Origin of the sequence: Polynucleobacter sphagniphilus (assembly GCF_001953355.1) — a bacterium.
GTDB classification, from domain to species: Bacteria; Pseudomonadota; Gammaproteobacteria; order Burkholderiales; family Burkholderiaceae; genus Polynucleobacter; species Polynucleobacter sphagniphilus.
The window spans coordinates 206,511-220,916 of sequence record NZ_MPIY01000003.1; the positions used below are offsets into that span (position 1 = coordinate 206,511).

16 protein-coding genes and 1 tRNA gene are annotated in these 14,406 nt (G+C 44.2%); 7 read left to right on the plus strand and 10 right to left on the minus strand.

The features are described 5' to 3' along the window. Positions 1-4 precede the first annotated feature (4 nt). From BOQ04_RS04680 to BOQ04_RS10900, 3 genes are all read left to right on the plus strand, one after another. Positions 5-94 (plus strand) — tRNA-Ser (locus BOQ04_RS04680). Between the two features lie 136 nt (positions 95-230). Further along, positions 231-470 carry a hypothetical protein gene (locus BOQ04_RS04685; protein ID WP_076023608.1) on the plus strand — a complete coding sequence of 80 codons (240 nt, stop codon included), beginning with the start codon at positions 231-233 and terminating at the stop codon, positions 468-470. An 86-nt stretch (positions 471-556) separates the two neighbouring features. Then, on the plus strand, positions 557-1,324 hold the full coding sequence (locus tag BOQ04_RS10900; RefSeq protein ID WP_233126638.1) for a hypothetical protein: 768 nt from the start codon (positions 557-559) through the stop codon (positions 1,322-1,324). A gap of 11 nt (positions 1,325-1,335) precedes the next feature. Here the strand turns inward: BOQ04_RS10900 and BOQ04_RS04695 are convergent, their stop codons facing one another. Next, positions 1,336-2,292: an Abi family protein gene (locus tag BOQ04_RS04695; protein ID WP_076023609.1), complete on the minus strand. Its 957-nt coding sequence runs from the start codon at positions 2,290-2,292 to the stop codon at positions 1,336-1,338. Between the two features lie 564 nt (positions 2,293-2,856). Beyond that, entirely contained in the window at positions 2,857-4,044 is a 1,188-nt protein-coding gene (locus tag BOQ04_RS04700) for an MFS transporter (protein WP_158025477.1), read from the minus strand. 317 nt (positions 4,045-4,361) lie between these two features. On the opposite strand from BOQ04_RS04700, the gene BOQ04_RS04705 reads away from it, so the two are divergent. After that, positions 4,362-4,607, plus strand: coding sequence for a hypothetical protein (locus BOQ04_RS04705; RefSeq protein WP_076023611.1), 246 nt, complete (start codon positions 4,362-4,364; stop codon positions 4,605-4,607). Between the two features lie 119 nt (positions 4,608-4,726). On the opposite strand, the gene BOQ04_RS04710 is transcribed toward BOQ04_RS04705, so the two are convergent. Next, positions 4,727-6,226 carry a Fic family protein gene (locus BOQ04_RS04710; RefSeq protein ID WP_076023612.1) on the minus strand — a complete coding sequence of 500 codons (1,500 nt, stop codon included), beginning with the start codon at positions 6,224-6,226 and terminating at the stop codon, positions 4,727-4,729. Positions 6,227-6,337: 111 nt separating this feature from the next. Then, positions 6,338-6,943 (minus strand): 3'-5' exonuclease, encoded by a 606-nt coding sequence (locus BOQ04_RS04715; RefSeq protein WP_076023613.1) that lies wholly within the window; start codon positions 6,941-6,943, stop codon positions 6,338-6,340. Between the two features lie 456 nt (positions 6,944-7,399). On the opposite strand from BOQ04_RS04715, the gene BOQ04_RS04720 reads away from it, so the two are divergent. Next, positions 7,400-7,867 carry a phage major capsid protein gene (locus tag BOQ04_RS04720; RefSeq protein ID WP_143742152.1) on the plus strand — a complete coding sequence of 156 codons (468 nt, stop codon included), beginning with the start codon at positions 7,400-7,402 and terminating at the stop codon, positions 7,865-7,867. Between the two features lie 122 nt (positions 7,868-7,989). On the opposite strand, the gene BOQ04_RS04725 is transcribed toward BOQ04_RS04720, so the two are convergent. From BOQ04_RS04725 to BOQ04_RS04740, 4 genes are all read right to left on the minus strand, one after another. Further along, on the minus strand, positions 7,990-8,367 hold the full coding sequence (locus tag BOQ04_RS04725; RefSeq protein WP_076023614.1) for a hypothetical protein: 378 nt from the start codon (positions 8,365-8,367) through the stop codon (positions 7,990-7,992). Positions 8,368-8,385: 18 nt separating this feature from the next. Continuing rightward, the gene (gene ilvD, locus BOQ04_RS04730) at positions 8,386-10,242 is read right to left on the minus strand and encodes a dihydroxy-acid dehydratase (RefSeq protein WP_076023615.1); all 1,857 of its coding nucleotides are present in this window, start codon (positions 10,240-10,242) and stop codon (positions 8,386-8,388) included. 82 nt (positions 10,243-10,324) lie between these two features. Continuing rightward, the gene (locus BOQ04_RS04735; protein ID WP_076023616.1) at positions 10,325-10,870 is read right to left on the minus strand and encodes a YggT family protein; all 546 of its coding nucleotides are present in this window, start codon (positions 10,868-10,870) and stop codon (positions 10,325-10,327) included. Positions 10,871-10,891: 21 nt separating this feature from the next. Beyond that, on the minus strand, positions 10,892-12,343 hold the full coding sequence (locus tag BOQ04_RS04740) for an amino acid permease (protein ID WP_076023617.1): 1,452 nt from the start codon (positions 12,341-12,343) through the stop codon (positions 10,892-10,894). A gap of 51 nt (positions 12,344-12,394) precedes the next feature. Here BOQ04_RS04740 and BOQ04_RS04745 point away from each other — a divergent pair, with 51 nt between their 5' ends. Further along, complete coding sequence (locus tag BOQ04_RS04745) at positions 12,395-12,682, plus strand: hypothetical protein (RefSeq protein WP_233126639.1); 288 nt, start codon at positions 12,395-12,397, stop codon at positions 12,680-12,682. Between the two features lie 3 nt (positions 12,683-12,685). Here the strand turns inward: BOQ04_RS04745 and BOQ04_RS04750 are convergent, their stop codons facing one another. Continuing rightward, positions 12,686-13,549, minus strand: a complete 864-nt coding sequence (locus tag BOQ04_RS04750; RefSeq protein ID WP_076023618.1) for a hypothetical protein — start codon at positions 13,547-13,549, stop codon at positions 12,686-12,688. A 219-nt stretch (positions 13,550-13,768) separates the two neighbouring features. Here BOQ04_RS04750 and BOQ04_RS04755 point away from each other — a divergent pair, with 219 nt between their 5' ends. After that, positions 13,769-13,984 (plus strand): HP1242/YdcH family protein, encoded by a 216-nt coding sequence (locus BOQ04_RS04755; protein ID WP_076023619.1) that lies wholly within the window; start codon positions 13,769-13,771, stop codon positions 13,982-13,984. On the opposite strand, the gene BOQ04_RS04760 is transcribed toward BOQ04_RS04755, so the two are convergent. After that, positions 13,981-14,328 (minus strand): zinc ribbon domain-containing protein YjdM, encoded by a 348-nt coding sequence (locus BOQ04_RS04760; RefSeq protein WP_076023844.1) that lies wholly within the window; start codon positions 14,326-14,328, stop codon positions 13,981-13,983. The genes BOQ04_RS04755 and BOQ04_RS04760 overlap by 4 nt on opposite strands. Positions 14,329-14,406 lie beyond the last annotated feature (78 nt).

A 14,406-nucleotide genomic window follows, 5' to 3' on the forward strand; every position in this document is an offset into this window, starting at 1 on the left:
GTTCGGAGAGGTGGCAGAGTGGTCGAATGTACCTGACTCGAAATCAGGCGTACTGTCAAAGGTACCGAGGGTTCGAATCCCTCCCTCTCCGCCAGTATCGACCTGAAAGCCATTATTTATAAGGTTCTGTATTTCTTGGCTGCTACTACCCACCAGCCTACCCACCAGTGAAACATTGCTTACTTTTAAATTTCTAGCTAGGCAACGTTGTCTCTAGATAAGATATCACTATGGACGATCTTGAATTTGTAGGGAAAATTAAGGGCATGAAAACCCTCAAGCAGATGATTGAGAGTAAAGAGGTCATACCAGCCTCAGAACTAGCAAAAATGAAGGCCGAGGAAGAGGCCCAAGAAAAAGCCTTTGCAGAGGCAGTCCAATCAGAGCAGTCACATCAAAAAACAAAGATCTGCACCGGTAAGGTCGAGGGCAGGGCACTTTGGACGCGTGAGCGCTTTAACGAAGATTGATCTAGCTTTAGGGTTGTTCTAAGAACACCATATTCCTACAATTTGAATATCAATTCCAAGTTTTGATTTCAGATTGAAAGGCGAATATGACACCCAGAACGCTAACCAGGCAGGAAATGTATGATCTAGTATGGTCAAAGCCAATGACGCAGCTTGCGGCAGAATTTGAGTTATCTGATGTTGGATTAAGAAAAATCTGTAAAGCAGCAAAAGTGCCCACGCCTGGCCTCGGATATTGGGCAAAGTTGGCAAATGGCAAGAAAGTCGTTAAGACTGAGTTGCCAACTTTGTACCCATTCCAATCTCAATTTGTCCATATTGGCGGGGGTTCTCGCAGTAGGTATGGTTATTTCGACGAACCAGAGAAAACGGATGAGGAGTTGGCTCAAATGGAGTTGCCACCTCCTCCAAAATTCGATGAGACGATTGATGAGGTGAGGTTGAAGATTGAGGCTCTCGTTCCCTTAATCCCTATTCCCAAAAGCATTATAGAAGTTCACGACCAACGCCTTGGATATGAATACCGCATGAACCTAGCTGACCCATCTATCTTCTCCAAGATTGGGGCTGAGAGATCAATTGGTCAAATCTTCAGGGATAAAGGCGTCATATGGACCGAAGCCTACAACGCACCTAGAAGCAGGGTTAACGGAGCCCAAGAAATCATCCGGCTATTGGCTGAAGACAGGCTGAAAATCTTCTCAACCTGTAAGCACTGGTTAAGAACCATCCCTCAACTACCACCAGACTCATTAAACCCAGAAGATGTAGATACCGATGCAGAAGACCACGCCTGGGATGCTACAAGGTATGGGGTGATGAGGGCTCGAAGAGCATCAGAAGCGAATGCTTAAATCAGCCTAATTTATTGACTGATAGAGCTAAGCCAAAATTGCTGCTCTCTCCAGTTGCTGGGAAACCCCATGTGTACTTGTGAGACCTTAGGATTTTTATCGAGCAACTCCTGCAAGTGTTTAGCCCAATTGCTCGAAGGGGAGATTCTATTCATTAAAGACTGAATCACAATTAACTGAAAGTACAGCCTGCGTTGTGGGTTCAAATATTGCTGAACACTATTTTTCGAACTTACCAAAACGGATGCGGGTATGGCTGGCCAATTTTTTGGAGGTCTTTTTGGGCATTCAGGAATACTTCCGAATTCCCGATTCCAGACCCTAGAGTGATGGGCGCATAAATTCCTCAAATCAGAAACACTACGAAACCAAGATTTAAGTAAGGTAAATTTCCAACCAAAATGTGCCTCTATTGCTTGGGTATCTCTTGGAAGCTTCAAGTTGCTAAATAAAGTGGATATCTCTTTAAATGTAAGTAGCTCAACAGCCATCCAAATAGGAGGATGCTTTGGCGCTCCGGTGTATTTTGTTTTGTAATGGCTAATAAAAGTTTCTAAATCACGACCTTTAGATTGACTAGCAATAAGCTCTAATAGTTTAGGATGATCATAGCGATTATCAAAAATACTTTGATCTAGGTAACCATGGGGTCCATGATGTTTGGCAAGCGTATTGGCTACTTGTGTGCGTAGCGCTACTTCAATTCTTTCAATTGCATCCAACAGAAGTAGGCGTAATTCCTTGTCAAATAGATATAAATCTATGACATCTGAAAAGGCTGTGCCAAAAATAAATGTATGCTCGGCGATATTTGGAAGGTAAAAGGGGCGGGTGTATGCGGAAAGCCTGAAGTAGCTAATGTTGCTTAGATAATCTATTGCTTCATCATCATTTATTAGAAGGTTTCGATTTCGAAGACGCTCAATATGTTCTAAATGTGTGAGTGCTGGCTTATCGAATGTAGTCAATAGAATCCCCCAATAAAAAACCCGCCAAAGTGTGCTTCCAGGAGAGGCATGGCGGGTATGTTGGATTAATTATACATTTAATTACCGCAGATAAAAACCCTCTAATAGAAGCTTGTATTTTAGGTCTTCTGAAACATAAATCCAAAATTAGTCCTTTGGATGTGAGTCTGAATTTGTACACAAGATATGCCCAGCCAAAAACTAAAAGCCATTTTTAAAAAATGGACTGCTCGCAGCACTCATACGCGCACTCACTGGGCAACCTTTCATAAACGTGCAAGGCATGAATGTAATTCCAACCCTACCGGCAAAGACTTCTAAATAATTATCATGGGGCTAAAAAGAAAAAGTCCTCAATTATGGGCTTTTGGAAGAGGTGCGGTACCCAAACTTGACGCGTTCAAAACGCGCTTACGATGGTGACGAAATTTGTCGCAAGCTACTTGGGGGTTTGATTACTTATACCGCTTCGTCATTAAATAAGATTATCCATTTTTAAGTAAATCAAAGTCAAGCTAGAGCTGGCATCTATCAATGTAAATTGCAGCCCATAAGCCATTCAATTTATGCTTGCCTCCGTTGTATTTGATTCCTGAAAGCTGTCAAAAAAAATACTCCCATGCCAATTGCCAGAGCCATGAGCAAAAAGAGTGGGTAAGAAGAGTTCGGTGGAAGGGCTAAATAGCCTATAAGACTAGGAACCCCGAAAATCCCACAATAAAAACTCGCATTAAACGCTGAAAGCGCAATTGGGCGCCGATCGATATCAAATGAATCGGAAACCCAAACACTGAGAATAGGGAAACTAAGGCTGTAGCCAACCCCAAAGCAGATGCCGGAGATAATAATCGGTAAAGGGCTATGTAGACTAAATACCAAAGCAAATGCACACGCCATCAAGCCAAACGAGCAAGCTACCAAGATAGGGCGCGAGAATCCGCCTAATATGCCCAGTAGACCAAAACGTGAGCCAAAAAGGGCGAGGCTCATTGGTAAGAAAAATAAGCCTACCGAGAAATTGTGTTGGCTTAGGTATAAAGCCATATACCCAGTAACAAAACCCCACAATACCCCAATAGAAAAAATGCCCAAACCTAAGGCATGAAATCTCTTTGCGCACAGAATTTGATAATAAGAGTGCAAACTAATTGCAGGTGTTTTACTGGAGCGGTCAAATCCTTTAAAGATTATGGATAGGGCGATGAGTGTCAGTAATGCTAGTAGTCCCGGTAATGCCATATACAAAAAGAATCCATCAGATCCATGATTCTTAAAATACCACTGGGCTACTATAGGACCAAATGCATTAGGCAGCGGAAACATTGATGCATAGATCCCAAAGAAATAGATTATTCTTGGACCACTCAATAAGCTCCTTATATAGATCATGGAGGCAGAAAAGTAAAAGCCAGACCCAAAACCAATTAGCCCACGAAAAATTGTCGAAAGAGGGATCGAGCTAAGGGCATACTCAAGGCCTATAAAGCCCAATATCATCAATGCCTGACTAATGATCATGAGTCGAATGCAGCTAATTCTTTGCAAGATAGCACCCGCGCTAAACAATGCAATCAAGGTTGGAATGAGTGGCGCAGATAAGACTGAGCCAATAGCCTGTTGAGAGTAGCCTTCCTCATTTAAGAGTGCCGATAAAAATATCAACGTAGATAGAGATAGTGACCCAAGGAATGTTACCAAACATAGCAAAGAGAAATATCTTTGAGATGAGTTATTCGCGAATGCACTAGTCATAGGAAGCACATATCTCATGAATTACAGGAGAAAAGACTTCTCCTTGGAAAATTAAACAAACATCCAATATGCTTGTCCATCTAAGTCTATCTTCTCTAAGATCGCAACTCAATCAGTAATATTGACCTCTTAATAAAGATGGCATTGATAACTGAAAATATATTTGTGACTTATAAAATTTCTATCACTTTATGGAAATATTTTGTAGTGAGTGAGTGCGAAACCCCGCCATGATAAATCCAAGATAAGTGCATCGATGCGAGATTCGCAATCTATAAATAGGATGTGCCTCAAGACTCAAAAGCCCTTCAACAAAAATGGACCGCCCGCATCACTCATGCGCGCGCTCACTGGGCAATCAGCCAGAGCAATGGCAGACCATGATTGAATCTATCTATGAGGCGATTGGAAGGCCGGAACCTAGTTTTGGAGGCATTAAGCCTATAGCAACCCATAGCCCTCAGCCTATTCGGGCGCGAACTTCAACATTGGGAGCGCCATTGGCTAGCGCAGGCAATCCCATGGATCGGATTGCCCAGCATTTAGGCAATATGGGGATATAGATAGGTCTGAATTACATGCCACTCAAAATCAGTGGCATGTAGACATAAATGTCTTTAGACACCCAAATCGCCTCATTTTGTCTACAAAACTGCCGATATAGTCATTTTTCGTCAACAACTTAGCTTATATCGTGAGGATCAAGCAATTGATGCTGTGAGGGGTTGTCTGTAAATGCGTTACAAGCCTTCATTTTTTCCCAAAGATTTGGGAAGTTCGAATAATCAAATCCAGCGGTCCAACGCCAGGCGCGAGTCATGGATCGGATAAAAGGACTGGGATCATTATTTTGAGACAGCGCTTTTAATGGCAGCAAATAATCCTCACGATAAGCTGTGGGAATAATAATGCGAGAGGCGGAATGTTGAGTTAAGTAAGCATTCATCGTTAGGCGCGCAGTTCGGCCATTACCATCCATAAATGGGTGCACTTCAGTAACAACAAACATCGCCATCAATGCACGCGCAAATGGATCTTCCAGTAAAGCGATACGCTTGAATCCTTCCCGCAAAGTGCCTTTAACAAGCTCGGGGTGAACAAAAATGGTATTTCCTGCTTGGTTACTTTGCTCTTTCCATTCGCCTGGATTTTTATCTGGACGACTAGAGAGTATTTGGAGGTTACATTGCAAAAGCCACGCTAAGAAATCATCTTCATCTTTTGGGGGCTTAGAGCGAAAGGGCTGCTCCATGATTGCTTTAAAGGTACCAAGTACATCATGTGAATCTTCATTTCGCTTTGGAATGATTTTCCCATCGAAAATAATCTCGGAGGCCTCTTCGACGGTGAATGTAGTGCCTTCAATGTAGTTCGAAAAGTACGATTCAAAGAATGCGAAATTAAAGGCGCTTTTACCCGTTTTTGCCTGATCTTCAATGATGGGAAAAGGTTTTCTTAAAGCAGAAAACAAAGTTTCGAAGATCTCAATGCGATCAGGATCATAAGGCTTACCAGCTGCGCGCGCTAATGCATCAGCTGCTCTTAAAGAGCGAGCCTTACCAGTTTGCATTAAGGCGGAAACAATCGTGTTCAGTGTTTTAAATTGAACCTCTAGACCTAATTGGGGGGCAATAGCTTTAGCGTCATCACGCAGTGCATTGAGCTTATGTTCACCACGAATGGTGCATAGCTTGCTTAAATAAGACTCAACCCAAGGGCGACCCATAGTGCGAAGATCTGAGCCTTTGCGGCTATAGAGATTCTCTAACAGCCGCCTAGCCTCCGAGGATATAAAGAGTTTTCCATAAGGGGTATCGTTAAGCGAATCCTTGCGCGATTGAACTGCAGGAGGACCTGGCAAGATATTGAGAGTCAGCCCCGGAAATTCTATTTGACGTGCTCTATTGCCAGATACTAAAAATACATTGCCGCTATCATCTGGTTTGCAAAGATGAGCAGAACGGTAAGCTATTACAGAGCCTGGATAAAGATATTCGGTAATTTGCCGCCAATTGGGCCGAATGATTTGTTCGAGCGGGCTGGTGATGTCGCCGGTGTAAATGCCGCGATAAATTTGACGCAAACGCCCAGACCTAGCCAAGCGGGAAATTCTCTGGGCGTTGGTTTTGTCTTCTCTTGAACTAAAAAGCAAGAGGGGTAGCTGGTCAACAGAAGTGCTCATAGGGCCTCAATTTATCCATTAATGTCAACAACTATGCATATATTATAGTTTAATGTCAACAAAAGTGCGTATAGAATCAAAATAACCCTATTTTTAGGTATATAGATACGGCTATTTCAAAGCCTTGGCATCGTTTACCAGTTGATATATCCGATTGTGTCTGTGAAGGATTTCAAAGAAAAGCCTCAAGGTATTGAGAGCATCAACATCTGCTCTATGTGGACTGCCTTCAAATTGAAGCTTAAAAGAACCCAGACCTGAGGATAGACCGCCACTGGGTTTTTTGCCCATGGCAAGCATGTGCAGGCTATACCAAGTTTTGACATCGATCCAGCGACGACCAAAATGGGGAAAGCTGATACCTCGATCTTTAAATTCAGATTTCAGTTCAAGTGAATCGCCACCGCCCCAGGTAATGGGATTAACAAAGCAATTGCGCTTAGTAATAATTTCACCAATTTCTTTAGCTACTTGTTCATGTGGAACTGCATAGTCAGAAATATCCTGATTACAAATGCCCGTTAATTGGGTAATGAACTCAAAAATAGGCTCTTTAGGATCTAAGAACCATTTATACGTAGATAGGGATTGATTGACATAGTCATGATAGCTTCCTACCGCTAACCCTATTTGAATGATCTTTGGATTTACTGTGGAATTATCTTGGGCATTATTGAGTTCTAAATCAAGCGAGAAATAACACTGCTCTTTGTCCATGGAACTCCTTCGCTATTCTTTTAGATGAATGAGCAATGTAGAGGTCAAGCCGCAAAGAGTCAAACAAAATAAATCACCACATTCCTATTAATGAATTTACAAGAGAGTAATTCCGTCAAGGGCACCCCAAAGGGGTGGCTTGCGCACCCTTGACGGCCACGACCAAAGAAACGCTCTTTTATGCCCAAGGTGGCGTAATGACACATTGGGCATAAAGACCTATTGCGTGCTAATAAAGCAACTCAACAAAAACCCCAGAAATATCCAAGCCCCGTACTAAAAACCCCAATAATTCATTCATGTAGTGAGAGCTAATCACTCAAGCTGCTGCTTCACGCCATCGCGTTAAAGCTAGAGTCGCGCCTAGTAGCGTAGCAATGGATGGGTTCACGCTCCATCTTACGGTATGAAGCTAACTAATTCACGAATAGATAAACATATTGATAGGGGTGGCATATGCCAATTTCAAATACAGACTTGCAAGAGTTAGCTAAGGTTTCCTTAGATGAGTACTTGCGCAATCTTCCAGTAGATCAGATAGCCGTAGAGAGACCTTTCCTTAAAAAACTCATGGAAGGTCGTAAGAGCCTGTTAGGCGCAAAGCAAAACGTAGTCGAGAACATCCGCAAAGAGCACGGCAGTAACTTTAGCTGGGCCTTTGGGGAGGAGACGGTCAAGTTCAATAAACGCAATACGACTGAGCAGGCTTCCTTCCCATGGCGTAGAGCGGTTGATGGTCTCTATATAGATTACGACCGACTATTTAGCAACGGCATCAAAGTTCGTGAGGGTGGGGCGCGAGGATTCCAATTGGAATACAACGAGCGCGTACAACTGATCAATCTCTTGGATGAGCAGTTAGAAGTTCTTAGAGAGGGCTTTCTCAATAAGTTAGATCTAGAGTTGCACCGCGACGGCTCATGAACTGCTGTCAATGAGATCTTATCTAAAAAGGGAAGCCACTTCGATCCTGAGGTGGTGGATGCTTTTATGTCAGAGCTAGATAGCTTTAAAGCAATTTCAGAGCAATATCAAGACCGCTAAATCTAGTTCCCTGGGGTGATCTCCAGCTCACCATAAAACCAACATTGCGCCTCTACTTGCTTCCAGCCCAAAGAGGTGAGGCCCTCATGCATAGAGTCTTCATACATCTTGAGCATTAACTCTTGTTCGCCTTGGGCAATATTTTCACTAAAGCTGTATTTGGCATAGGCATCATGTAATGAGCCATCAAATGGATCAAATGCTAGGTTTACATCAATGCCCAGGGTGGGGTTGTAAGACTCTGGAAGTTTGGGTTCTTTATTCACCAAGACATAGCCTGAGCTCCAGCTTAGTTCAACTGTGAAGGTCTTATCGGATTGCCGCCAAACTTCAATTTCTACAATTGGGTTTGGTTTGGTGGCGGCAATCTTATGGACCATATCAGTCAGCCGTATTCATTAACCAAGCATCGATAAATCACGTACCGCACCCTTATCAGCAGAAGTTGCCAATAAGGCATAGGCCTTGAGGGCTGCAGAAACCTGGCGCGGACGTGGCTGGGCTGGCTTCCAGCCTAGAGCATCTTGTTCAGTTCGGCGCTTGGCTAGCTCCTCATCGCTCAGCAATACATTGATGCTGCGGTTGGGAATATCAATGCGAATACGATCACCATTTCTGACTAGGCCAATAGCGCCACCCGATGCCGCCTCAGGAGAGCAGTGACCAATGGATAAACCAGATGTACCGCCAGAGAAGCGACCATCCGTTAATAGGGCACAAGCTTTACCAAGTCCCTTGGATTTAATGTAGCTGGTAGGGTAGAGCATCTCTTGCATGCCTGGGCCACCTTTAGGGCCCTCATAGCGCACCACCACAATATCACCCGCTTTCACTAGGTCACCCAGAATATGTTCAACCGCTTCATCTTGAGACTCTACTACATGAGCAGGGCCTTCAAAAACTAGGAGGCTATCATCTACGCCCGCTGTTTTTACGACGCAGCCATCGAGTGCAATATTGCCTTTCAAAACTGCTAGACCGCCTTGGGTGCTAAAAGCATTTTCAAAAGAACGAATACAGCCCTCTTTACGATCTAGATCCAAGCTTGGCCAGCGAGTATCTTGACTAAAAGCTGTTTGCGTTGGAACACCAGCAGGACCTGCTTTATAAAAAGTTTGCACTGCTTCGCTCGGATTGCGGGCAATATCCCACTCGTCGAGTACTTCTTTCATGGTCTTGCCAAGCACGGTGCCTAATTCAGTATGAATGCGGCCAGCGCGATCAAGCTCACCTAAGATGCCCATAATTCCGCCGGCACGGTGAACGTCTTCAATATGATATTTGTTGGTATTTGGAGCTACCTTACACAGCTGCGGCACAACTTTAGAAATGCGATCAATGTCGGCTAGCGTGAAATCTAATTGGGCTTCCTGGGCAATGGCCAAGATATGCAAAATGGTATTAGTCGAGCCACCCATAGCGATATCGAGTGCCATGGCATTTTCAAAAGCCTTGACACCCATCGAGCGCGGTAATACTGAAGTATCTTCTTGCTCGTAATAGCGCTTGCAAAGATCCACAATCACATGACCGGCTTGTTTAAAGAGTTTTTCACGATCGGCATGGGTTGCTAACATCGTGCCATTACCAGGTAAAGACAGGCCAAGCGCCTCCGTTAAGCAGTTCATCGAATTGGCGGTGAACATACCTGAGCAAGAGCCGCAAGTGGGGCAAGCAGAACGTTCAATCTCCGCTAAATCAGCATCGCTAATTTTGTCATCAGCAGCCATCACCATCGCATCGATGAGGTCCAGCTTTTTAAATTCCATTGCATGGGTTTGAGGATTAGCTAAGCGCACCTTTCCTGCTTCCATTGGGCCACCAGAAACAAAGATCACCGGAATGTTCAGGCGCATTGCAGCCATGAGCATTCCAGGAGTGATCTTGTCGCAATTGGAAATGCATACCATCGCATCAGCGCAGTGGGCATTGACCATATATTCCACTGAGTCTGCAATCAAGTCACGACTTGGGAGAGAGTAGAGCATGCCATCGTGGCCCATAGCAATGCCGTCATCTACCGCAATGGTGTTGAATTCTTTTGCTACACCACCGGCGGCTTCAATTTCACGAGCAACTAATTGACCTAAATCTTTAAGATGAACATGCCCTGGTACAAATTGCGTGAAGGAGTTGACTACTGCAATGATTGGTTTGGAGAAGTCGCCATCTTTCATCCCAGTGGCGCGCCACAAAGAGCGGGCACCCGCCATATTGCGGCCAGCAGTTGAGGTTTTTGAACGGTAAGCAGGCATGTCTAAAGCTCCGGTATAAATAGTAAAAAATGATCTTTTATTATCGCCCAGACCCCAAGGGGCCGCTGAGGGCGGGGCGGCTTTATTTGAGGTTGTTTAAAACAATCTGCAGCACTTGTAGCAGCACCAATAAAACCACCGGGGAAAGGTCCCAGGCCCCCGAATTGGGGAGGCGGCGGCGAATTGGCGCCAGTACAGGCTCAACTAAGATCCCTAAAATGATCTGCATTTGTGAGCCAGGCCCAACCCAGGAGAGTAGAACGCTAGCAAAAACGAGCCCAATCAGGCCAGATAGAGTCATCTGCAGAAGGTCCAGCAAAGAAAATATCAGCAGCGGCAGCACTTCAAGAGGAATGCTAATGAGAGTGGCAACGGCAATGGCCTTGAGTAAGACAACGATGTAAGCTGCCAATAGGCTGGCACTATCTAAGCGTCCAACACTTGGGGTGACTTTCCGCAAGGGCAGAACCAGCCAATTGGTAATTGGTAGGAGATAGGTAGCGAGCGATTTGCCTTGACCGATTCCGAGATTAAAACCTAGCCATTGCAAATAGCAGCGGAGTATGCAGGCGCCGGCTACTACGCTAACGGTAATTTGTAATAGGAAGTTAAGGATCTGAAAAATCATGTAGGCATTCTGTTGTTGGGTTTAGTGTTGACGTAGCTTATTGCGGTATTCTTGCGCAGCTTTATTTTGGCGAGCTACCTTGGCTTTGTAATCGGACAACAATTTCTTTTGAGCATCGCTATGGCGCGTTTTAAGCCAGTAGACCAAGCCCAAGCCAATAAACCAGGTTGGTAAAACATAGAGAGCAATCAGTGAGTCTTCGCTCAGCGTGAGGGCATAAAGCACGACGCCAAAGAAAGCAAGCGAAACGTATGGCATGACCCTGCCCAATGGCATCTTGAATTCAGATTTGGCATGCGCCTCAGGGAAGCGTCGGCGATAGACTAAATAGGAAATCAAAATCATGGTCCAAATGAAGATAAAGATAAGAGCAGCAACTGTGCCGACAAGATCAAAAGCTTCCATAATGGAGTCTTTGGTCGCCAACAGCAAAGATGTAATCAAAATGATGGCGCTACCAAGGTAGATGCCCACTGTAGGAGTTTGGTAAGTAGAAAGCTTGCCAAAAATGGCTGGAGCATGGTGTTGTTGTGCCAGTCCATACAGCATGCGGGAGGTGGCAAAGATACCGCTATTACTGGAGGAGGTGGCTGAGCTCATCACGACAAAATTGACTACGGAGGCTGCCCCAATCATGCCTACCAAGGAGAACATACCAACAAAAGGACTCTTATCGGAAGGGATGGCATCCCACGGGGTGACAATCATCAGTACGGTAACGGTACCGATGTAAAAAATCATGATGCGCCAAGGAATTTTTCGAATCGCTTCAGGAATCATCTTCTTTGGATGTTCCGCTTCGGCCATCATCGTCCCAATGATTTCCATGCCGGCAAAGGCAAAAATAGTCGTTTGCAAGCCATTCAAAAGTCCGCTTACTCCGTGTGGAAAGAATCCACCGTAAGACCAGAGATTGCTGACTCGGGCTGCAATTCCCTCTGGAGAGATAAAGCCGGTGGTAGCCAGCCAAAGACCAAGAGCAATTAAGCCAATGATGGCGATCACCTTAATGATGGATAACCAAAACTCGAGCTCACCAAATGCACGGACACTTAAGAGGTTGAGTGTAAAAAGCAAAACGACGGTAGAGAGAGCTGAAATCCAATGGGGTAGATCAGGCCACCAAAATGAGGCATATCCAGAGATTGCTGTAATTTCAGCAATGGCGGCAACAATCCAAGCAAACCAATAAGACCAACCTACAAAGAACCCAGCAGAAGGCCCAAGAATATCCTCTGAAAAATCTACAAAAGATTTGTAGTTCAGGTTGTGAACCAGTAGCTCACCCATAGCGCGCATCACAAAATACAAAATGAGGCCTGTGGCGGCATAAATAAAAATAATGCCCGGACCAGCTAGGGAGATTGTTTTTCCAGATCCCATAAACAGGCCGGTACCAATGCAGCCGCCAATGGCAATCATTTCCATTTGGCGCTGGCCTAAACCCCGCTCTAATTTAGTGTTATTTTCCATATGCTCTTCATTGTATTGGAGGCCCACAGGGTAAGATGCGAGAATAAAATAATGACTATTTTAGGGGGTTTAATGCGTTTTTATCACTTCATATTGATTGGATTTTCAGTGCAAACTCTATTGGCTTGCAGTACGCCAGTCAGTGATTTTGCTGTGTATCGTCAATCCGATGGCACTGTAGGAGTGCATGCTCCCAAAGGCGCAACTGATACGGAGGCGCATGAGGCCGCATTATTGGAGTGTAAAAAACTAGGAAAAAGGGCTGCAACGATCGTTACAGCCCACCCTACATCGAATGATCGATTTCCAAATACTTACATCTATAACTGCACTTACTAAGACTTAGCTTAAAAGCCATTTCTTAATAGACTTATTGACGCACATTGCATCGATCGCTAGGCCAAAAAATTCAGAGCCATTAGTGATCATGCTCTCAATAGCCTCTACTTTTCCAGATTTGATACCGCGCAAGTAAGTTGCTGCGCGGTAGCGTAAGAAATGCTCTGTTTCACCTTCTTCATTTTCGGTAGAGCAGATCTCCAGGCTACCGTAGCGAGTTTCAGGGTTGATATTGAGAATCGATAAGCCTAATGCACCAATTAATTTCTCAGGCACTGGGATCGGAACGTAAGAGTAGAGGGAGATCATCATTTCATCTTCATCGACTTCGATGATGTGATCTACGTCAAAAACGTCTTTCTCAGTTAATTCAGTTTCGCCTGAATCGCCACCACCAAAGGTGGACTCAAACTGTAACATTGCTGTATTGCTGTCCTTAGAGATCTCAATCATGTCGGGATAGCCCAACAGACCTTTCCACCAGTACATCAACGAGAAGGTGCATGGCTTTACTTCTACCAAGCCTTTTTTAGTGGACTTTGCAAAGTACAAGCCATAAAACTCATCATCGGATTCTAGACCGTATTGATCTACCTTGAGGGCTTTGGTAGTAGCTTTAGGTGCAGTCTTCTTAGCCACTTTTTTAGCTGCTGGTTTCTTGGTGACCACTTTTTTTGTAACTGCCTTCTTAGCTGCAGGCTTTTTGGCGGCAACTTTTTTAGCAGTTGGTTTTTTTACTACATTCTTCAACGCCTTTTTTGCTACCACTTTCTTGGCGACAACTTTTTTGGCAATTTTCTTTACAGGGGCTTTTTTTACCACCTTGGTAGCTACTTTCTTCTTTGCTGGTGACTTTTTCGTAGCCATGGTTAATTACCCTTCTTTTGCTCGTTAATGTGCTTGATACACAATCATATTACTGCACTTTCTATACTGTTTTCTAACTAGTATGCGGGGGTTTTCCTACAAATATCAAGCGCTCTTCATAACTTCCCTGTTATGCGCTGCCTTGACTATTGAATTTGATCTCGAACTTGCTACACTGAACCCAGGTAGTCGTGAATAACCTAAACTGGAAAAAGACTTATGTTCCCTGAATATCGCGAATTAATTACCAAATTAAAAACATCTGATCGCCATTTTTCGCATTTGTTCGATAAGCATAATGCGCTCGATGGAAAAATTATCAAGATGGAGGATCACAAAGAACCCAGTACTCCGGAAGAAATCGAGAACCTTAAAAAAGAGAAGTTACTACTTAAAGATCGGATTTATGCAATCTTAAAAAAGGCGAGCGCTTAAGCTTTTTTTAGGAAGCAGGCTTTAAGCAGCATATTTCCAGCTTCTGTTTTGCAATCCACCTCATGATCGCCAGAAACAAGGCGAATACCTTTGATTTTTGTTCCCACCTTCAGGGTGGTCGAGGAACCCTTTACCTTCAGGTCCTTAATTAAGATAACGGTATCTCCGTCAGCTAGTAAATTGCCATTAGCATCTTTTACGATCAAACCAGTTTCCACCTCCTCAGCTTCAGTGGCAATGGGCCACTCATGGCCACACTGCGCACATACATAGTGAGAGCCATCGGGATAGCTCATGTCCTCTTGGCAAGCAGGGCATTTAGGGGGATTTGTGTTGATATTCATTTGTATAAAAAAGGGGGTGGTTTTTCTGTAATGATTCATTCTATTCTAGGCCAATCATCCTTTTTGGAGGGGCTGGGA

What these genes read in the sequence shown, in the direction of transcription:
- BOQ04_RS04745 (WP_233126639.1), top strand. Translation starts at nt 12,395, where the DNA reads ATGACTATTTTAGGGGGTTTAATGCGTTTTTATCACTTCATATTGATT.
- BOQ04_RS04715 (WP_076023613.1), bottom strand. Translation starts at nt 6,943, where the DNA reads ATGGACAAAGAGCAGTGTTATTTCTCGCTTGATTTAGAACTCAATAAT.
- BOQ04_RS04700 (WP_158025477.1), bottom strand. Translation starts at nt 4,044, where the DNA reads ATGACTAGTGCATTCGCGAATAACTCATCTCAAAGATATTTCTCTTTG.
- BOQ04_RS04720 (WP_143742152.1), top strand. Translation starts at nt 7,400, where the DNA reads ATGCCAATTTCAAATACAGACTTGCAAGAGTTAGCTAAGGTTTCCTTA.
- BOQ04_RS04705 (WP_076023611.1), top strand. Translation starts at nt 4,362, where the DNA reads ATGGACCGCCCGCATCACTCATGCGCGCGCTCACTGGGCAATCAGCCA.
- BOQ04_RS04740 (WP_076023617.1), bottom strand. Translation starts at nt 12,343, where the DNA reads ATGGAAAATAACACTAAATTAGAGCGGGGTTTAGGCCAGCGCCAAATG.
- ilvD (WP_076023615.1), bottom strand. Translation starts at nt 10,242, where the DNA reads ATGCCTGCTTACCGTTCAAAAACCTCAACTGCTGGCCGCAATATGGCG.
- BOQ04_RS04750 (WP_076023618.1), bottom strand. Translation starts at nt 13,549, where the DNA reads ATGGCTACGAAAAAGTCACCAGCAAAGAAGAAAGTAGCTACCAAGGTG.
- BOQ04_RS04735 (WP_076023616.1), bottom strand. Translation starts at nt 10,870, where the DNA reads ATGATTTTTCAGATCCTTAACTTCCTATTACAAATTACCGTTAGCGTA.
- BOQ04_RS04710 (WP_076023612.1), bottom strand. Translation starts at nt 6,226, where the DNA reads ATGAGCACTTCTGTTGACCAGCTACCCCTCTTGCTTTTTAGTTCAAGA.
- BOQ04_RS04725 (WP_076023614.1), bottom strand. Translation starts at nt 8,367, where the DNA reads ATGGTCCATAAGATTGCCGCCACCAAACCAAACCCAATTGTAGAAATT.
- BOQ04_RS04755 (WP_076023619.1), top strand. Translation starts at nt 13,769, where the DNA reads ATGTTCCCTGAATATCGCGAATTAATTACCAAATTAAAAACATCTGAT.
- BOQ04_RS04760 (WP_076023844.1), bottom strand. Translation starts at nt 14,328, where the DNA reads ATGAATATCAACACAAATCCCCCTAAATGCCCTGCTTGCCAAGAGGAC.
- BOQ04_RS10900 (WP_233126638.1), top strand. Translation starts at nt 557, where the DNA reads ATGACACCCAGAACGCTAACCAGGCAGGAAATGTATGATCTAGTATGG.
- BOQ04_RS04685 (WP_076023608.1), top strand. Translation starts at nt 231, where the DNA reads ATGGACGATCTTGAATTTGTAGGGAAAATTAAGGGCATGAAAACCCTC.